Raw genomic sequence first — 18,649 nt, forward strand, 5'->3', positions numbered from 1 at the left:
GGTGGTGAGCACCAACCTCACCGAGGTGGCAGCGCGCGAACGCGCCCGCCTGGTCGAGGTCGACGAGTACCGGGTGAGGCTGGACCTGACCGGCGACCACACCTTCGCCAGCACGACGGAGGTGTGGTTCCGCACGGCCCGTCCCCGGTCCACCGTCCGCATCGACCTGGTCGCGGACGCGGTCCACGAGGTGGTCCTCAACGGGTTCGCTCAGAACGACTTGCTGCTGCGGGATCTCCAGGAGCAAAACCACTTGGTGGTGCGCGCGGACTGCCGGTACCTGAGGACAGGCGCGGGCCTGCACCGGTTCGTCGATCCGGTGGACGACGGCGTGTACCTGTTCACGCAGTTCGAGCCCGCCGACGCACAGCGGGTGTTCGCCTGCTTCGACCAACCGGATCTCAAAGCCCGCTTCGAGTTGACGGTTGTCGCGCCGCCATCGTGGACGCTGGTGTCGAACACGCCTGTGCGCCAACGACGTCCGGTCGGTGACTTCGTCGAGGTCACGTTCGAGCAGACTCCTCCGCTGCCGACCTACCTCGTGTCCCTGGTCGCGGGACAATACGCGGAGTTCCGTGACGACAGCGGCTCGGTGCCGCTCGGCCTGTACTGCCGATCGTCGTTGGCCAAGCACCTCGACGCATCGCGCCTGTTCACCGAGACCAAGCAGGGGTTGGAGTTCCTGACCCGGTCGTTCGGCACGCCGTATCCGTTCGCGAAGTACGACCAGTGCTTCGTGCCGGAGTTCAACGGTGGCGCGATGGAGAACGCCGCGTGCACCACCTTGTCGGAGAAGTACGTTTTCCGCGGGCGAGTCACGCGAACCGACTTCGAGCGGCGTGCGGAGACAGTGCTGCACGAGTTGGCGCACATGTGGTTCGGCGACCTCGTCACCATGCAGTGGTGGGATGACTTGTGGCTGAACGAGTCCTTCGCCACATGGGTCGGTTTCCACACGCTGGTCGAGGCGACGGAGTACCGGTCGGCGTGGGCAACCTTCGCCGTGCACGAGGAGGCTTGGGCGCGGTGGCAGGACAAGCTGCCTTCAGCGCATCCGATTGCCTGTCCCACACCGGACCTGTACGCGGCCGAGGTGAACTTCGACGGGATCACCTATGCCAAGGGCGCGAGTGTGCTGCGGCAGCTCGTGGCGCGCATCGGGCTGGACACGTTCCTGGTCGGACTGCGTGAGTACTTCGGCGCGCACGCCTGGGGTAACGCGACCTTGGCCGACTTGATCACCGCGCTGTCCAAGGCGGCTGATCAGGATCTGTCCTCCTGGACCGAGGAATGGCTCACCACGACGGGTGTTTCGGTGCTGCGGCCGGAGTTCACTGTTGAGGACGGCAAGTACACGCGTTTCGCGATCCTCCAAGAATCCGCTGCGCGGGCTCATCGGCTCGCGGTCGGTGTGTACGCCGGGGCATCGCGGCGGCGGGTGGAGGTGGAGATCAGCGGGCCACGCACCGAAGTTCCCTCGCTCGTCGGCGTTCCGGCCGGGGACCTGGTGGTGCTCAACGACGACACCCTCACCTACGCCGACATCCGGCTGGACCCGCGATCGCTGGCCGCGGTCAGGGAAGGGCTGTCGAGCATCGAACGGCCGCTCACTCGGGCCTTGTGCTGGTCGGCCACGTGGGAGATGGTGCGCGACGCCGAGCTGCCCGCGCGCGACCTCGTCGACCTGGTGATGCGGCACGTCGGCACTGAGTCCGAGGTCAGCGTGGTCGCTCGGGTGCTGTGGCAGGCAGGCACATCCTTGTCGTACTTCGCCGATCCCGCTTGGGAAGCACAGGGATGGGAGATCGTCAGCGATCGGCTCGTCGAGCTGGCAACGGCGGCTGAGCCCGGTTCGGACCACCAGCTGGCGTTCGTGCGTTCGCTGGCCGGATCGGTGCTGTCGCCTCGGCACAGCGAAGTGCTGCGCGGGTGGTTCTCCGGCACATTGCCCGGACTCGCATTGGACACCGATCTGCGCTGGCACATCCTGTGCGGCCTCGTCGCGCACGGGGCGGCCGACCCGGCAGCGATCGCGGCGGAGCTGGAGCGCGATCCCACGGCGACAGGGCATCTGGCGGCTGAGCGTGCCCGTGCGCTCATCCCGACCACACAGGCCAAGGAAACGGTATGGGCACGGTTGGTCGAGGGCGAGCTGTCGAACGCGACCAGTGAGGCGATCGTCGGCGGGTTCTGGCATCCCGCCCAGCCACACCTCCTCCGCCCGTACGTGACGCGGTACTTCGACGATGTCGACGGCGTGTGGGAGCGGCGATCCAGCGAGTCCGCGCAGACGGTCGTGCGCGGTCTGTTTCCGGAGTGGCATGTGCACGAGGAAACCGTTGCCCTGACAACGCAGTGGTTGTCCGCGGAACGCCCGGCTGGCCTGCGCCGGATCGTCAGCGAGGCCAACGCCAGCGTGGTTCGCGCACTGGCCGCGCGGAGGTGCGACCGTGGCTGACACCTGGATCTCGGTCGCTGAGGGCGTCTACTACCGCACCTGCTCCGGCTTCTCCACGAACGTCGGTCTTGTGGTGGGCGCTGAGGCGGCGCTCGTCGTCGACACCCGGTCCTCCGCCCGTGAAGGCCGTGAAATGCTCGCCGAGGTCCAAGCCCTGGCACCGGTTCCCGTGCGGCATGTGGTCAACACGCACTTCCACTTCGATCACTGCTTCGGCAACGAGGCGTTCCTCCCGGCCGCGATCTGGGGCCACCGGCTGTGCGCCTCGCGGATGCTCCAGGAGGGCGAGGCGGAGAAGGCGATGGTGGTGAAGGCGCTGCCCGACCGCGCCGAGGTCACGATCACTCCCCCGACTCGTCTCGTCGACACGCGCGCCGAGATCGACCTCGGTGGCCGGACCGTCGTGCTGTGGCATCCCGGCGTCGGGCACACCGATCACGACCTGGTGGTGGACATCCCCGACGCCGACGTCACCTTCACCGGCGACCTGCTGGAGGAGGGCATGGCGCCCGCGTTCGGCGACTCCTGGCCCGCCCAGTGGCCATCCGCGCTGGACCGCCTTCTGCGTTCGGCGCTCGGCACGATCATCCCCGGGCACGGCAAGCAGGTGTCCCGTTCCTTCGTCGAGGCCGCCCGCGACGATCTGTCCACTGTGGTCGACCTGTTCCGCACCGCCGACGACCGGGCCGAGATCATCGCCCGCTCGCCGTTCCCCCGTGACCACACGTTGGTCGCCCTGCACCGCTTTCTCGCGACCACAGAAGGGAAGGGCTCGTGAAGCGCTCGCTCAACCCGAACGAGACCAACGGCCAGCTGTCCTACGAGTACGACCGCGGCAGCAACTACGAGGACGAGCTGCGCCTCACCACGGCGTTGTCCGCGCTCATCCCGGAGGACGACACCCGCCACCCCGACCACCGCTTCTTCCAAGTGGTGCACCTGATCAGCGAGTACGCGTGGGTGCAGATCCACTACGAGCTGCGGCGGGTCATCGAGCACCTCGACGCCGACCGGCCGCAGCGGGCGTCGCGGCTGCTCGCGCGGGCGGTCGGGCTCAGCGACATCACCGTGCAGTCGGTGCGGATGATCGGTGACCACCTGCCGCAGCACAGCCTGCTGATGATGCGCAACGCCCTGCCCGACGACGCCACCGGACTGGACTCCCCCGGCTACCGCAACCTCAAGCGGGTCGCACGCGCGGTGTCGAAGTCCTTCGAGGCCGCACTCGACCGCGCGGGCCTGAAGCTGCCCGACCTGATCGCCGCCCAGGACGACACCTCGGGCTCGCCGGAGGACTCCCAGGCCCTGGCGTCGGTCCGGGAGGGCCTGCTGCGCCTGGACAGCGGCTTCCTGTCGTGGAAGCACACCCACCTGATCATGGTGTGGTCGCAGCTCGGCGGTCAGCCCGGTCTGCGCGACGAGGGCAGGGCCACGCTCCCGCAGAGCCTCGGCGGCCGATCGGTCTCCACTCTGGAAACCCGGTCGGATGTGCCGCTGTTCCCCGAGCTGTGGCGCTCCGCGGAGGAGGCCTACTGGACCCTCGGCACCCGCCACGACCCCGGGACGTGCCCGGTCACCCACTGAGGGCTCGGGCGAGGAGCTCCGGGTCCGCGTGCGGGAAGAAGTGGTCGCCGGGAAAGGCCCGCGTCCGGCACTCGCGCTCGGTGTAGCGGTCCCATTCGGCCATCACCGACGCGGGTGTCGTCGCATCCTCGGTGCCGTACCAGACGTTGAGATCAACACCAAGTGGTGCGGCACCGGGCGACGGGCGGTAGCTCGCGACCAGGGCGAGATCGGCTCGGAGGTTCGGCACGAAGAGGTCGCGCATGGGCGAGTTCCGCACGGACTCCGGCACGGTCCCCGCCGCGGCCATCGCGTCGAGAAGGTCGTCGTCGGAGAGCCCGGCCAGCGAAGCGCGATGATCCGACGGGATCAGGTGCGGGGGTCTCGTCGCGGCCACGACCACGAACTCCGGGGCGAGCGACCGCGCCATCTCGTACGCGATCAGCCCGCCCATGCTGTGCCCGAAGAGCGCGTAGCGGCCGGTCGGGTCCATCCGCTGAACAAGATCGTCGGCGACTTCGCGCACGGTGGCGTGGCGCGGTTCGCGACTGCGCCGTCCCTTGCCCGCGATCTCCAACGGCACGATGCGCAATGGGGCGGGAAATGTGCGCTGCCACTTCAGGAACGTGCGCGCCGAGCCACCCGCGTGCGGCACGCAGAACACCTGGAGCGGCTCTGTCACTTGTGGAACTCCCCGGCGGGCAGTGCGTGCACCCGCACCACGCCAGGCCGCTCGTTGCGCGTCAGCAGCGGTCGCAACCGCTGGTGCATCTCGGTTTCCGTGGGTAGATCGACTTCGTCGACGTAGACGTCCAGCTCCACCGTGCCGTGATCCTCGCCGACCCGCGTCGCCGCACGCACCACGTGCGGCAGCGACTCGGCGACCCGGCGCACGCCGGCCAGGGACACCTTTTCACCGCGCACCACCGCGAAGTCCGTCGACCGACCACGCACGACCACATAGCCGTCGTCGTCGACGAACCCGATGTCGCCGGTGGCGATCAACCCGGGCTCGATCAGCTCACCCCGCTTGGACGGCGCGGGCTCGCCGACCCGCTCGCGGTAGACGGTGTCGGAGCGCACCAGCAGCTCGCTCCCGCGCACCAGCACCTCCACACCGTCCAAGGGCTTCCCCACCGTGCCGAAACGATGCGGGGGCTCACGATGAGCCGCCAAAGTGGACACTCGCGGACCGGCTTCGGTCAGCCCGTAGGTGAGGTACACGCCGAGGTCGGGATTGAGCTTGATCAGCCGTGACACGTAGTTCGGATCGAGCGCCTGGCCGCCGACCGTCAACGTGCGCAACGGTTTCGGCAGCTCCTCCCCCGTCGCGGCAACGGTCTTCGCCAGGATCGGGGTCAACGACGAGATGCTGACGTCGTGCTGGACGACGGCGTTCAGGTAGTCCGTTACCGTGAACGGCGGGCCGGACAGCACCAACCGCGAACCAGCGGTGAGGCAGCTGAGCACCTGTGCCACCAAGGCGAACGAGTAGTACACCGGCAGGTTCACCAACACCGTGTCCTCGGCGGTCTGGCCGATGGATGCGGTGTGCCGGCGCGCGTTGCGCAACAGGGCGGACATGCTGTGCAGGCAACCCGTTGCCAAACCGGAAGTCCCGGAGCTCATCAGGATGACGTGGCCCGGCTCGTGCCGGATCAGGCGGTGGCCGGTGAAGCGAAGCACGTCGGCACCGGCGTGCCGCGACACCTCGTGCTCGCCGAAGTCCGCTGGGCGGATCCGGGCCCGCACGAGCGCACGGGCACCGAGGTACCTGGCAACCTCCCACACCCGGGCCGGCGGGGTGGACGGCGAGACCAGCACCGGAACGAGACCGGCCAAGTGGACCGCGAAGAACACCCGCAACGTCCGGATCCCGTTGGGCAGCGCGATGACCACGACCGAGCCGGGTTCGGCGCGCAGAGCCTCGACCAGGCCGGAGACGTCACCGTCGTGCTCAACGGGCTCGGTCTGCACGACCCGGCGGAGGAAGTCGTCGATCTGCTGTTCGTTCACCCGGGTTCACCCCTCCCGTCGACCACGGAGCAGGTCACGGAATGCCGCCCGTCCTCGGCGACCTCGTGCATCACGAGGACGACGTGCCCGGCGGAGTCGTGCAACCAGTCGGCCAGCAGCGCGTCCACCACCGGCCTGGCCTGCTCGACCGGCACGGACAGCAGCAACGTCGGCCCCTGGAAGCCGAACGCCGCGCACACCACGCCGACCAGCGATCCGGGCCCGGCGGCGGCGAAGCGCATCGGGGAGATCCGCCCCCGCGCGACCGCCTCGGCCACCGATCGCTGGGTGTGCTCGGTCGAGTGCTCGCTGACCACGAGCACCCCGACCGAGGTGGGATCGAGGACCGCGCGGGTGTTCAGCACTCCGGCCACCGCGTCGGTGATCAGCCAGGCCACCGGGTCGGCGTAGATCCCGGAGATCCGGCGCGGCGCCGTCGTGGGATCGGCCGACTCGATCCTGATCACGCGGCCACCACCAGACAGGTGTTGAAGCCGCCGAAGCCGAGCGTCAGGCTGAACCCGAGTTCTCCGGCGACCGGCAACGGACCACCGGAGGGCACCGGCAGGGGAAGCCCGGCCATCACCGAGCGTGTGCGCGCCAGCGGCGGAACTTGCTTGTGGTGCAACGCCAACAGCAACGCGATCACCTCGATCGCACCGGTCGCCCCGAGCGTGTGACCGAAGGAAGCCTTGGTGGCGAACAGAACCGGGCTGGCCTCGCCGTCCCCGTACAAGGTCGTGTAGCAGGCGGCCTCGGTCGCGTCGTTGCTGGGCGTGCCCGTGCCGTGCGCGTTGATCACCGCGATGTCCTGGGCGTTCACCCCGGCCCGCCTCAGGGCTCTGCGCACCGCGAGCACGGCCGCCCCGCCCGTGCGGTCCGGCGCGGTCGGCCCGGACGCGTCGTTGGACGAGCCCCAGCCCCGCACCTCGCCCCACACCCGCGCGCCTCGTGCCTGCGCGGCTTCCCGCGACTCCAGCACCAGGAATCCCGCGCCCTCACCGAGCGCCGTGCCGTCGCGCTCGGCGTCGAAGGGCCGGATTGCCGTCGGGGACAAGGTGCCGAGCGCGGAGTGCCCCAGCCGCTTCGCCTCGCTCAGCACGTCCACACCTCCACACAGACAGCGGTCAACGACGCCCGCCCGGATCAGCGCCGCGGCCGTGAGCACCGCGTCCGAGCCCGAGGAACACGCCGTGCTCAGCGACACCGGCGCCTTCGGCACTCCCAGTGCCCCGGCCACATCGCCGGTCCACGCGTTCCCCGGCGCGCCGTCCAAGCTCGCCCCGAGGCTGCTCCCGAGCACCAGCAGGTCGACGTCGGTCTTCGCGTCCTCCAGCGCCGCCTTCCCGGTCAGCGTCGCCAGGCGCACGAGTCGTTCCGCCGCGTCCTCGCTCACCGTGCTCTCGGCGGTGTCGCCGCGGAGGAGTCGTCGCCAGACGTCGTCCAGACCGGTACCCAGCGCGGTGTGCCACGCCATACCGCTCACACAGACCGACACCAGACCCCCTTCGGGGCCGAGTCTAATTACGGGTGAGCCGGGGTGGCACTGTCACTTTTCATACCAGGATGCAAAGAATTGGTGCCGGACAAGGAAAGCAGTCGCTGTCGCACGCGCAGCGCGTCCTCGTCCCGCCCGAGCTGGACGTAGAGTTCCAGCGCCTCCTCCCACACCGCCTGGGCCTGCTCCGGCCTGCCGAGCGCGGCGTGCGCGTTGCCGAGCCCGACCAAGGGGTCGACGACGCCGAGCCGGTTGCCGAGATCGCGGTAGAGCGCCAGGGCCTCGCGGTAGTAGGTGATCGCTTCCTCGTGGTTGCCCGCGTGGTGCTCGATGTAGCCGAGGCTGTCGAGGGTGTTCGCGCGCTCGGCGGGCGTGTCGAGGTGGCGGTGCAGGACGAGCGCCGCGCGGCACCGCTGCCTCGCCTCGTCGTAGTGCCCTAGTTTGGCCAGGTCCCAGCCGACGCTGTTGAGACCGATGGCCTCCCACACCGGGTTCCCGGAGCGCTGGTAGACGCTCAGCGCCTGGGCGGAGTGCTCCAGTGCCCGGTGGTCGTCGCCCTGCTGCTCCCACGCCCGCGCCAGCGCCCGGTGCAGGTGTCCCCGGTTGACCTGGTCGCCGTGCCGCTCGGCCAGGTCCAGCGCCCGTTCGAGGTGCTGGATGCCCTCCCGGGTGTGCCCCAGGTTCGCGTTCGCCAGGCCGATGTACTGCAACGCGACGACGTCCATGCCCGGGTCGGCCATGTCCTCGGTCGCTTTCCTGGCGAGCTGCCAGACGCCGAGCCAGTCGCGGGGAAGCACGCGAACCTGCAGGTAGGTGTTGAGCACCCAGGCGATGCGCCACGTGCTGTGCTGCCATCCCCGTTCGAAGGTGAGCTGCTGGACCGCGAGCAGGCACTGGTGCTCGGTCTCGAACCACACCATGGCCGCCGCGCGGTGGTCCGGGTTCTGAAGGTGGACACCCGGCGCGGGCGGATCGAGTGGGACGGGCTCGCGGTGCGGGGCGAGCAGCCGATCGCACGCGTACGCGGTGTGCAGGTAGAAGTCGGCTACGCGCCGCAGAGCCGCATCGGGCAGCTCCTGCGCGAGGTCGGCCGCGTAACGTCGGACCAGGTCGTGCATGACGTAGCGGCCACGCGCGTCCCTGCTGGTCAACGACGCCTGCTCCAGGCCGCGCAGCAGAGTTCGCGTGGTGTTCAGCGGCAGCCCGACGAGCGCGGCGGCGGCGTGAACGCCGATGTCCGGACCGGGAGCGATGCCCAGCAACGCGAACGCGTTCGCCTCCTCGGGTGTGAGCGCCCGATAGGACCAGGACAGCACGCTCGGCAGGCTGGCGCTGGGATCGTCGTCGTCCAACGCGCTCAGACCGAGGTCGTGCAGCTCATCGGCCAGCTCCGCCAACGGAAGTCGCGGCCGCGTCTGCGCGTGTGCGGCGACGATGGTCAGCGCCAAGGGAAACCCGCCGCACAGCGCGATCAACAGGTCGACCGCGGCGGGCTCGGCCACCACCCGGGCCGCGCCGAGCCGGTCGCGCAGAAGATCGCGGGCCTCCGTCTCGGCCAGCACGTCGAGCGGCACGTGCTGCGCGCCGTGCCCGGTGACCAGCCCGGTGAGGCGGTACCGGCTGGTCACGATCACCGTGCACTGCTCGCTGCCGGGCAGCAGCGGCGCGACCTGCGCGGTGTCGACGGCGTTGTCCAGCACCAGCACCATGCGCCGATCGGCCACGAGACTGCGGAACAGGGCCGATCGCGCGTGCGGATCGGCGGGGACCTGACCGGGATCGACCCCGAGGGCGCCGAGGAAACCGCGCACCGCGACCGCGGGGTCCATCGGCGAGTTCTCCGGGCTGAAGCCGCGGAGGTCCACGAACAGCTGGCCGTCGGGGAACCGGTCGATGTGCCGGTGCGCCCAGTGCAGCGCCAGCCAGGTCTTGCCGACCCCACCGGCCCCGGCGATCACCACGGTCCCGCCGAGCCGGTCCAGCTCGTCGGTGCGGCCGACGAACGGCACCGGCGCGGCGGGCAGCTGGCGCGGTACGAGCCGCCCACCAGGAGCGACGGTCAGCGCGGGATCGGCGCCCAGCAGCTTCCGGTGCAGTTCCTGGAGCGCGGCACCGGGGTCGGTGCCCAGCTCGTCGACCAGGCGCGCGCGGAGCCGCCGGTAGTGCTCCAGCGCGTCCGCGGTCCGCCCGGCCTGGTTCAGCGCCCGCATGTACTGCCCGGCGACGCGTTCGTCCAGCGGGTGCTCACCGACCCGTGCGGCCAGTTCGGCCACCAGCCGCTCCCCCTGACCCGACCGCAGTTGGGCGTCGACCAGATCTCCTTGCGCCGCAAGCCTTTCCCTGGCCAGCCGGGCGCGTTCGGCCTCCGCCCACTCACTGTCCAGGCCGGTCAACGCGTCTCCGCGCCACAGCTCCAGGGCTTCGGTCAGCAGCCGCACGGCGCGCTCGTCGTCGGCCTGCTCCCGAGCAGCGGCGCGCAGGGCGTGGAACCGGTGCAGGTCCACGGAATCGGCCAGCAGGGCGTATCCGCCGGAGCGCCGCTCGATGACGACACCGTCCACATCGGCCAGTGCCTGCCGCAGACGGGAGATGTAGCTGTACAGCGTCGCCCGCGCGCGCCGGGGAACGTCCTCGCCCCAGACCCGGACGGCGAGGCGGTCCGCCGGCACCAGCCGCCCCGCCTCGACGGCGAGCGCGGCCAGCACGCACTGCTGCTTGGCCGGGCCGAGGTCCACCGGCCGCCCGTCCGCGTCGACGGCCACCTCGCCCAACAGACGCAACAACCCCGCCGCCCCCTGTTCCGTGCATGTGCGGACAACAGAAATACCGCTCGGACCTGCGCGTTGCAGAATCGCGCAAGCGAAACACACGATAGAGGTCCCACGGTGTTCCCAGCTCCACCAACCCACCGAGGGGAACGAAACATGAAGCCTTCTGTCCTGAGCGCTCTGGCGGTTTCCGCCCTGGCCACCGCGGGCCTGCTCTCCGCCGCCGCTCCGGCCACCGCCGCACCCCTGAAGTGCGCGACCGGCTACTTCTGCGCATACGAGCACATCAACTTCACCGGCGCCGTGCTCGTGCAGTCTCGCGCCGGGCGGGGCTCGACCGTCGATGCGCCGAACGACCGGACGTCATCCGGCTCGAACAACACCGGCAACCAGTGGGTGGGCGTCAACTCGCGCACCGGCATCCCGGACGACGACGTCTACAAGTGGGCTCCCTACACCGACGCCAGCACCATCGGCAGCGCGAACGACAAGATCGACCACTTCGACGTCAGGTAGTCCGACGGCACGGGGGCGCCCGCGCGGCGCCCCCGCTCCGCTGGGGAGGGAAGAGATGGCCCGCTTGGCCAGTCCGCTCGCGGCCGTGCTCGTCCTGGTGACGGCCTGCGGCGGAGCACCGACCACGCCCGCGGCCGACCAGCTCCGCGAGCTGGTGGACCGGCCAGCGGCGCTCGCCGAGGCGGAGAACCTGCTGATCAGCGAGTGCATGAGCCGCGCGGGCATGTCCTACCCGCACGTTCCGCCGCCGCGCGACGACCGCCCGGTTGTCGGACTGATCAAGATGGCGGCCCCGCTCCGCCTCGAAGACGCTCGCCGCGAGGGATACCCCGACACGTCGATGAAGCCCCGGCCGACCAAGGGCCTGGTGGAGGCGCACGCCGAGGCGCTGCCGCCCGGCGCCAGGGACCGATTTCACCAGCTGCTGCGCGGAAACACCGGCAACGACGTCCGCGTGACGCTGGCCGGCAGCTTCGAAACGGCCGCTTCGTCCGGCGGATGCGTCGGGAGCGCGCGGAAACGGCTTTACGGCTCGGTGGCGAACTTCCTCACCGTCTACTACGTCCCCGAACTGGCGCAGCGACGAGCCGCGGAGGCCGATGACGACCCCGACGTCCGCGCCGCGTACGGCTCATACGCGCAGTGCATGAGCGACAAAGGCCACCCCGCCGCCACACCGGCCGCGGCCGTGGAATTGGCGAAGTCCCACGAAACCGAGGAAATCGCTATTGCTTCGGCGGATGCCGAATGTCGGGCCGTCACGCGATTGCACGAACGTCGCGCAGTAGCGGCCGATCGCGTAGTGCGGAACTGGCTCGCGGACAACGAAAGCGCTGTCTCCCAAGCACACAAGCTGCTGACCGACGCCCTTCACTCGCTCGAGTGACTGTCATTTCGGACAGCACCGGGACAAGTGGACAGCTCGACGAGCCTCGCGGTAATACAGGTCCACCCATTTTCCCTAGCGAGAGAAGAGGTAAATGGTGAAGAACTTTGCCCGTTCCGCCGCTGTGCTGGCCGCCACGGTCATCGCCTCGGGCACGATGGCGACCGTGGGCGCTCCCCCCGCCGAGGCACGGGCGTGTGACGGGATCGCCGCCAAGGCTCACCACACCATCTGGCTCCGCCACACGCGCGACATCGACTCGGCGCTCGTCGTGAAGTGGCCAGCGGGAGCGACCGCCTGCCGCGCCCCGGAGTTGATCCGCGCAGGGAGCGAGTACAAGGTCTGCGGCGGTAAGAAGTGGGACAGGTGGGTCCTGCTCAGGTACAAGGGAAAGCAGGGCTGGGCTCCGGTGGTCTGCACCAACGTGAGTGACTGACCCTCCTGCCGGGCGTCAGCGAAGGCGGGCGCCCGGCATCTCCTTGACCAGCAGCCAGAGCAGGTAGCAGCCGCCGATCGCCGTGGTCACCACTCCGACCGACAGCGCAACCGCCGCGAGCAGCAGGACGGCGCCGGTCAGCGCAGCGGGCAGCAACCCGACACCCGACGTCGCGAACAGCCTCCGGCCGATCTGCGGCGCGGCCAGCGCGATGAACACGACCGGCCGCGCCGTCACCCACGAGGTCGCCGCCGCGGGCGCGCAGACGGTGTACCGGCACCGTCTCCCTCGCGCCCGAGGCTGCCGAGCTGCTGCGGTCGATCGGTCGCGACGGCGTGAGCGAGGCCGACGCGCTCGCGGCCCGTCTGCGGATCATGGACGGGCTGGCGGTGTCGGAGTCCGGCTTCGTCTGCCACCACGCGACCGGCTCGGGCTTCGCGATGCGGATCGCCCGCCAGCGCTCGCGCGGTCCCGGGGACCGGGCACAGCTCGACGAGTGGGCGAACCGCCTGCTCACGAGCGTGCAGACGCTGCACGCGACTTCGACCGCGACTTCGGCATCACCCCTGGTCGTGCTCGGACGCTTTCCTGATCCGGCGCAACAGGAAGCTCGCCACGCCCGCCGCCACGAACAGGCACGCCGCCTCGAAGATCTTCTCGTCGGAAGGCCCCTGATCGAGTGCGGGGTGCACGCTCGCGTTGACGACGTGGACGTAGACGACGATCGCGGGCACGTACAGCGCCCACCACGCGACCTTGCTCCACTTCTTCAGCGCGAATCCGTCCAGCGGCTTGATCGGGAGCAGCCCGAAGACGACCACTTGGATGCCCGCGGCGAGGACGACGCAGACCGCGACGGCGACCGCGTAGGCCGGTGACCCCGGATGGGCGTCCCTGCCCGCGACCACGAGGGGAGCGCACACCACCCAGAGACCGACGCAGGTGACGAGAACGGCGATGCCGCCGCCCAGCGTCGCCCGCCCCTGCGCGTCGTCCTCCGGCTTCTTCAAGGCGATGAAGGTGATCACCAGGCCGTAGACGTAGGGCACCGGCGAGTTCAGGACCCGGGACAGGATCGCCATGATCAGGGCAAGGGCGAACCCCAGCCGGATCGCCCGCAGGTGGCCGCGACCGCGACTGGCGCTGAGCAGCGCGTCCTTGGGCTTCTCGTAGGCGAAGACGACCAGGAGCAGGGACACCGCTCCCGCCGCCGCCTTCATCAGGACGGTGCCCCAGTCCCAGTTCTCGCCCTTGATCTCCGCGTCGGCCAGGACCAGTAACGCCCCGCCGCTCCCGGCGTAAGCGACCGCCCGGACCCACGTGGGAGCGCGCGGCCGCGCCCGGCTCAGCCGCTCCTGCTCGTTCTTCGTCCGGAGCACTTCGATGATCTTGTTCACCAGATCCGGCGGAAACGCCGTCTCCAGGAGCAGCACGAGCGCGATGAGCCCCGCCGACTGCGCCGCGGTCACGGCGAGGGCTTCCAGATCGGTCCGGACCTCGCTCGGCACGGGGATGTCCGCAATTCCCGGCTCGCGCGGCTCCCCAGGCTTGGGGAGCGGCGTCGTGGGCGGAGAAGGGGTCGCCGTCGTCGGCCGGGTGGTGGTCGTGGGGACCGGCTTCCAGGTCAGTTCGAAGGTCGTCAGCACTGGGCCGGTCGGCAGCCTGATGGTGCCCGCGGGATAGGTCGTCCCGGCGCACCGGAACTCCACGGTGCGCACGCCTGTCGGCAGCCCGGCCGGGAGGTGGGCGTGCAGGTCGATGAACTCCCAGGCTCCGGCCTGCCCTTGCCGTGCTTCGTCGAGCCAGGTGTCCAGGACCCGGCCGCCGATGATGATCACGCCGGAGCGGCAGTCTCCCGGATATCCGTGCAGGTGCGCGGTGACCTCGGCTTTGCCCGACGGCTGGTCGCCGGGCGGGGAGTGCGTGTGCGTCGTCGTGGTGGTGGCCGGCCTCGGCCGGACCGCGATGGACACGGTCGCCTCAGCCGCGTCGCTCTGCGGGTCCACCGCCCGGTAGACGAAGGTGTCGGTTCCCGTGAAGCCGCTCGGCGGGGCGTAGTCGAACGAGCCGTCCCGCCGCACGAAGACCTTCCCTCCTCGCGTGCTCGCCCCCGCGGCTTCCGCGGTCATCCGCTCCCCTGCGGGATGCGCGTCATTTCCCAGCACGCCGGGCGCGGGGACCTTCAGCAGCTCGCCTGACATCGCCTGGTAGCTGTCGTCGCGCGGATGCGGGGCGAGCCGCACACCCACGGACACGGTCGCGGTGTTGCTCCGGCCTCCCGCCGTGTCGACGATGCGGTAGCTCCACTGCGCGATCAGCGAAGGCCCCATGCGCCAGCGGAACCCAACCGGGCGCGTGGTCGGCTCCACCACGCCTTCCGTCGGGCCTGAGACCAGCTCGACCGCGCGGACCTGAGCGCCCCGCAGGGTGTCGTTGGCCAGGACGTTGACCGTGAACCAGCCGTTGACCGCCTGGTTGCTGGAGTAGACGAAGCGATCGTCCACCGCCGCCGGTGGCGCCGCGGCCAGGGTCAGGATGACGCCCAGCCCGGCGACCAGCAGCACCAGGGCGCGTTTCATGCCGCGCTAGAAGTTCCAGAGCCGGACCGTGAGGTCCCACCGACCGCTGTTGTCGACGGTCCTGTCGTCGTTCTGCGGCAGCCACAGCCAGGTCTGCGGCCCGCGGTAGACCACGCACCCGCTGTCGCCCCCGATCGGGAACGCGGTCCCCGTCGACTTGAAGAACCCGTAGAGGCCGTACAAGGGCGCCGAGATCCCGCCGTGGAACGTCCGCAATCGCTCGGTCGGGTGCCCCGCCGGGGAGTAGGACGGCCCCCACGGCCAGGAGTCGATCTTGATCGAACCGCTCGCCGTGATCCGCACGACGTCCCCGTCCTGCAGGGGAATGCCGGGCCCGTGGAACGTCGGGTCCCGGTAGCCGAAGCTCACCGGCTGACCGTCGACCACCGTCAGGTGCGTGTCGCGGACGGACCCGATCTGGTTGTTCTGGCACAGCCTCAGCGACAGCTCCGTTCCCGCGTGCGCGGGTACCGGCTGGATCAGGGCGAGCGTGGCCGCAGCCACCGTGATCAGCGCGGCGTGCCGGATTCCGGTCATGGTCGGCGAACTCCCGTCGTGGTGTCTTTCCCGATCACTCCGAGGATCGAGCCGCACACCAGCCGCGTCGAAGTCGCCGTGCCTATGCGGCGATCGGTGCGGGCTATAGCCCCAGACCGGCCCCGGCCGAGCCCGCCACCTGGGCCGCCAGCTCGCAGAACAGGCGGGGCAGCGCGCGCTCGTCGTCCCGCCTGCGCGCGACGCCGGTGGCCGAGTCCGGCCCACCGCGCAGCTCCAAAGCTCGGAACCCGTGCACCGCAGCGGTCTTGACGTACAGGTACGGCGCCGGGCAGACCACGCCGTTGAGCACGACCGACAGCGCCAGCTCCGTCACGGTGTTCACCGGATCGCCCACCGCCTCCGGGTACTCGCCGTTGCGCGATCCGGGCAGCAGCCACCACCGCTTCATGGACTCGGGAACGGCGTCACCGACGTTCGGCATCGGTTCGTCGAGCACCTCGGCCACATCGACGGAATCCAGCTCGCACAGCGGATGTCCGACCGGAACCGCCAGACCGCAGGGCTCGTCGCTGATGGGCTCCCACAGCACCCGCTCGCTGTCCACCGGCAGCCGCAGCAGCGCTACGTCGACGTCGTCGTCGAGCAACGGCCGCTCGGGGTCGGGCAGTGAGGTCTCCCGCCACGACAGCCGCACCTGGGGGTAGGCCGCCGAGAACGCGCTCGCGATCGGCACGTGCAGCGCATGCGGGATCGGAGGGCTCCAGCCGATCCGCAGCACGCTCGGTTCGGCCCCTGCCCGCCGCGTCGCGCGAGCGGCCTCGTCCACCATCCGCAGCACGGCCCCGGCGTGCCCGTAGAAGACCTCCCCGGCGGCCGTCAAGCGGACCCCGTCCGGTGCGCGCAGGAACAGCGGCACACCGAGCTCCCGCTCCAGCGCGCGGATCTGCTGGCTCAGGGTCGGCTGTGACACGTACAGCATGGCCGCGGCCTTGGTGAACCCACCCTGCTCGGCGACGGCCGTGAAGTACCGGAAATGACGCAGCTCCATGCTTCCCCCGCGTTCGACACGCGTCCGTACGGGCGCCAGACGACGATTCCGCAGTGGCGCCCGTCCGGACACGGCCAACGGGATGAAGCACGACAACGAAGCGATCACCCGGCGATGTCAGCCCGGCTACCGCTCCAGGCACCAGTGCTTCCCGGTCGCCCAGCCCAGGAACCGGCGACCGCCCGCGACCGCGCCGGCGGCGTCGAACCGCTTGCCGTCGAGCACGCCGATCAGGCCGCCCACCGCGGGCTGGAACCACGGGATGCCCTGTGCGGCAACGCGTTCTTCCAGCCGCTGCGCGATCGTTCGCCGGCGCGCCGGCTCGCAGAAGCTGAGCAGGTAGATCGCCTGGCGCCACGCGTGGGCCGCGTTCTTCACCTGGATCAGCGCTGCGTGCCGGGTGGCCGGGCGCTGCGCGAGCCTGCGCACCGTCCAGTCGAAAGCCCGCAACGCAAGCTCCTCCGCGCGCTCGCCCACCTGCCCGGCCAGGCCGAGCCCGTTCACCAGGACAGCGAGGTTGTGCGTGGTCAGGATCTGGCTCTGCTCAAGGACAGCGCCGTTGCGCGCCACCCAGCTCCGCGTCGGCTCCCCGGCCTCCTTCGCCCGCTCGGCGCAGACCTTGGCGAAGTCGTCCGCGGTCCTCCTGCCCCAGCGGAGCGGGCTCTCCCACCGCGCTGCGGCGGGCAGGTCGTAGTAGTCGGCGTACAGCGTGCCCGCCATGGTCCGGCTCGCCACTGCCGCCGCGTCGCGCCACTTGGTGGTGAAGGTGCCCATGAAGATGTCCGCTGCCACCTCCTCGACCAGCGGGAGCTCCACCCCGGCCCGGTTCGCCAGCGCGCCCAGCTCACCGACCAACGGGTTGGGCAGCAACGTCTGCGGGAACTCCGTCAGCGCGAGCATGGTGACCTGCTGGAGCGACCGGAAGGCCGCGTTGTCCGAGCTTGCCGAGCGCAACGGCGCCAGCGCGCCGGTCCACGGCAGCTCCTCGAACCGCACCTGGTGCTCCAGGTTCAGCAGCAACAGGCTGCGGCGACGGCGGAACGCCGTGTAGGTCTGCTCGTAGAGCCCGGCGAGCACGGGATCGTCGATGCCCGAGGCCATCAGCCGCGAGGTCAGTTGCGGCAGCACGATCGCGAGCACCTCGCCCGAGGTGATCACGCCACGGCGCACCAGCTCGTCGACCGGCGCCTCCCACGCGCGAGCGACCTTGTCCTGCAGGTGCAGTGGGATCGGCGTGCCCTCGGGGAGCTCGGCGACCAGCTGGTCCAGCGACGGCACACCGCTGTCCACCGGAACCCCGTCGAGCCGCTTGAGCAGCACGTTCGCCAGGCTGACGTGAGTCGGCGCCGCCACTACGGCCGCCTGCTGCGCTCGCACGTGCTCGCGGTCGGCCGAACCCGGCGCACCGTGCCGTGTCACGGTGTTCGCGATCGCCCGGCGGATCCAGCCGACATCCCTGGCGGACAACGGCTCACTGCTGCGCAGCGCCGCATGCAGTCGCGCGAAGTTGCTCTTCGGATGAGCGTGCCGGCCGGACAGCAGGTGCCTGCGGGCCGTGTCGTCGAAGTCCGCGATCCACCGCGCGCGCTCGTCCGCCCAGTCGTCCGGGTAGCGCGCACACGGCCAGCCACCGCGGACGACCTGATCGTCCACAGTGGGCAGTTCGCCGTCGACCGTCCGGCACCACAGTGCGACCAGCCTGTCGTACAACGGAGTCCACACGCCCAGCGTCTCGCGCATCGCGGTCAGCTGCGGCGGCATCGTGACCGCCCGCAGCGACTCGGCCACCTCGCCGACCGAGGCCACGCGCACCGCGGCGCCGGAGGGGCGCGACACCGGCTCGAACCTCGGCGTCATCCGCAGGCGGCCCATCAACGGTCGCAGCTGCGCGACGAGGTCCAGGGCCTGCTCGGCGAAGCCCTTGTCCAGCAACAGGGCTACCACCGGGAGCGCCGCGTCCTCGGCCACGTCGATCCGGTAGTGGCCCGCCCGCAGCGCCGCCACCAGCTCGGCCTGCCCGGCATCGCCCAGGTACCAGAGGTTCAGCCGCTCCCGGTCCGTCCCACCGGGCACGTCCCCCGGCAACTGCCGCAGCTTGGCGATCTCGTCGTCGGTCAGCGGGACCTCGGACAGCGCGCGTCCCGTCGCGAACCCGCCGTGCGCCACCTCCAGCGTCACCCACACCGGCGTGTCCGCCACCGGCGCGCGAGATCCGACGGTGATCCGGCCCGAGCCGATACCCGCGAGCACGTCCTCCCACTGCCGGACCTTCTTCAGCGCGCGCTCGTCGCCCGACTCCACCAGCCTGGTCAAGGCACGCGACAACTGCGTCGTCGCGTAGGACGGAGGGACGACGTGCGCGGGCTGATCGGTCATGAGAACT

Annotated in this window: 15 protein-coding genes and 1 pseudogene; 6 read left to right on the forward strand and 10 right to left on the reverse strand. The window is 70.5% G+C overall.

The genetic code is table 11. The annotated features are described in order from the left end of the window. Position 1: 1 nt before the first annotated feature. Genes pepN through BLT28_RS10300 form a run of 3 tightly spaced genes read left to right on the forward strand, consistent with a single transcriptional unit; the run spans position 2 to position 4,042 of the window. The gene (gene pepN, locus BLT28_RS10290; protein ID WP_030432852.1) at positions 2-2,458 is read left to right on the forward strand and encodes an aminopeptidase N; all 2,457 of its coding nucleotides are present in this window, start codon (positions 2-4) and stop codon (positions 2,456-2,458) included. Then, complete coding sequence (locus BLT28_RS10295) at positions 2,451-3,236, forward strand: MBL fold metallo-hydrolase (protein WP_030432851.1); 786 nt, start codon at positions 2,451-2,453, stop codon at positions 3,234-3,236. The genes pepN and BLT28_RS10295 overlap by 8 nt, the downstream gene beginning before the upstream one ends. After that, the gene (locus tag BLT28_RS10300) at positions 3,233-4,042 is read left to right on the forward strand and encodes a tryptophan 2,3-dioxygenase (protein WP_030432850.1); all 810 of its coding nucleotides are present in this window, start codon (positions 3,233-3,235) and stop codon (positions 4,040-4,042) included. Before BLT28_RS10295 ends, BLT28_RS10300 begins: the two co-directional genes overlap by 4 nt. Here the strand turns inward: BLT28_RS10300 and BLT28_RS10305 are convergent. Genes BLT28_RS10305 through BLT28_RS10325 form a run of 5 tightly spaced genes read right to left on the reverse strand, consistent with a single transcriptional unit; the run spans position 4,032 to position 10,318 of the window. Continuing rightward, positions 4,032-4,703, reverse strand: coding sequence for a thioesterase II family protein (locus BLT28_RS10305; RefSeq protein ID WP_030432849.1), 672 nt, complete (start codon positions 4,701-4,703; stop codon positions 4,032-4,034). The genes BLT28_RS10300 and BLT28_RS10305 overlap by 11 nt on opposite strands. Further along, a complete protein-coding gene (locus BLT28_RS10310) occupies positions 4,700-6,037 on the reverse strand; it encodes a class I adenylate-forming enzyme family protein (RefSeq protein WP_030432848.1) in 1,338 nt (445 codons plus the stop codon). The genes BLT28_RS10305 and BLT28_RS10310 overlap by 4 nt, the downstream gene beginning before the upstream one ends. Next, entirely contained in the window at positions 6,034-6,504 is a 471-nt protein-coding gene (locus BLT28_RS10315; RefSeq protein ID WP_052408053.1) for a hypothetical protein, read from the reverse strand. The genes BLT28_RS10310 and BLT28_RS10315 overlap by 4 nt, the downstream gene beginning before the upstream one ends. Beyond that, positions 6,501-7,535, reverse strand: a complete 1,035-nt coding sequence (locus tag BLT28_RS10320; protein ID WP_197684008.1) for a beta-ketoacyl synthase N-terminal-like domain-containing protein — start codon at positions 7,533-7,535, stop codon at positions 6,501-6,503. Before BLT28_RS10320 ends, BLT28_RS10315 begins: the two co-directional genes overlap by 4 nt. A gap of 26 nt (positions 7,536-7,561) precedes the next feature. Next, entirely contained in the window at positions 7,562-10,318 is a 2,757-nt protein-coding gene (locus BLT28_RS10325) for an AfsR/SARP family transcriptional regulator (protein ID WP_052408052.1), read from the reverse strand. Between the two features lie 141 nt (positions 10,319-10,459). Between BLT28_RS10325 and BLT28_RS10330 the strand changes: the two genes are divergently transcribed. From BLT28_RS10330 to BLT28_RS10340, 3 genes are all read left to right on the forward strand, one after another. Further along, positions 10,460-10,819, forward strand: coding sequence for a peptidase inhibitor family I36 protein (locus BLT28_RS10330; protein WP_030432844.1), 360 nt, complete (start codon positions 10,460-10,462; stop codon positions 10,817-10,819). A 55-nt stretch (positions 10,820-10,874) separates the two neighbouring features. Continuing rightward, the gene (locus BLT28_RS10335) at positions 10,875-11,705 is read left to right on the forward strand and encodes a hypothetical protein (RefSeq protein WP_030432843.1); all 831 of its coding nucleotides are present in this window, start codon (positions 10,875-10,877) and stop codon (positions 11,703-11,705) included. Positions 11,706-11,799: 94 nt separating this feature from the next. Further along, the gene (locus BLT28_RS10340; protein WP_030432842.1) at positions 11,800-12,141 is read left to right on the forward strand and encodes an SH3 domain-containing protein; all 342 of its coding nucleotides are present in this window, start codon (positions 11,800-11,802) and stop codon (positions 12,139-12,141) included. Between the two features lie 15 nt (positions 12,142-12,156). Here BLT28_RS10340 and BLT28_RS10345 read toward each other — a convergent pair. The 5 genes and pseudogenes from BLT28_RS10345 to BLT28_RS10365 all read right to left on the reverse strand — a co-directional run. Next, positions 12,157-12,399: pseudogene (locus tag BLT28_RS10345) on the reverse strand (iron chelate uptake ABC transporter family permease subunit); the annotation flags it as partial. A 302-nt stretch (positions 12,400-12,701) separates the two neighbouring features. Continuing rightward, on the reverse strand, positions 12,702-14,720 hold the full coding sequence (locus BLT28_RS10350) for an Ig-like domain-containing protein (RefSeq protein WP_030432840.1): 2,019 nt from the start codon (positions 14,718-14,720) through the stop codon (positions 12,702-12,704). Between the two features lie 6 nt (positions 14,721-14,726). Then, complete coding sequence (locus tag BLT28_RS10355; RefSeq protein WP_030432839.1) at positions 14,727-15,257, reverse strand: hypothetical protein; 531 nt, start codon at positions 15,255-15,257, stop codon at positions 14,727-14,729. A gap of 103 nt (positions 15,258-15,360) precedes the next feature. Continuing rightward, entirely contained in the window at positions 15,361-16,266 is a 906-nt protein-coding gene (locus BLT28_RS10360; RefSeq protein ID WP_052408051.1) for a LysR family transcriptional regulator, read from the reverse strand. A 126-nt stretch (positions 16,267-16,392) separates the two neighbouring features. Further along, entirely contained in the window at positions 16,393-18,642 is a 2,250-nt protein-coding gene (locus tag BLT28_RS10365; protein ID WP_030432837.1) for a hypothetical protein, read from the reverse strand. Positions 18,643-18,649: the final 7 nt, after the last annotated feature.

Origin of the sequence: Allokutzneria albata, assembly GCF_900103775.1 — a bacterium.
Classification (GTDB): Bacteria; Actinomycetota; Actinomycetes; order Mycobacteriales; family Pseudonocardiaceae; genus Allokutzneria; species Allokutzneria albata.

Coding starts and splice junctions, on each gene's coding strand:
- BLT28_RS10365 (WP_030432837.1), bottom strand. CDS start 18,642: ATGACCGATCAGCCCGCGCACGTCGTCCCTCCGTCCTACGCGACGACG.
- BLT28_RS10340 (WP_030432842.1), top strand. CDS start 11,800: ATGGTGAAGAACTTTGCCCGTTCCGCCGCTGTGCTGGCCGCCACGGTC.
- BLT28_RS10330 (WP_030432844.1), top strand. CDS start 10,460: ATGAAGCCTTCTGTCCTGAGCGCTCTGGCGGTTTCCGCCCTGGCCACC.
- BLT28_RS10335 (WP_030432843.1), top strand. CDS start 10,875: ATGGCCCGCTTGGCCAGTCCGCTCGCGGCCGTGCTCGTCCTGGTGACG.
- BLT28_RS10355 (WP_030432839.1), bottom strand. CDS start 15,257: ATGACCGGAATCCGGCACGCCGCGCTGATCACGGTGGCTGCGGCCACG.
- BLT28_RS10350 (WP_030432840.1), bottom strand. CDS start 14,720: ATGAAACGCGCCCTGGTGCTGCTGGTCGCCGGGCTGGGCGTCATCCTG.
- BLT28_RS10360 (WP_052408051.1), bottom strand. CDS start 16,266: ATGGAGCTGCGTCATTTCCGGTACTTCACGGCCGTCGCCGAGCAGGGT.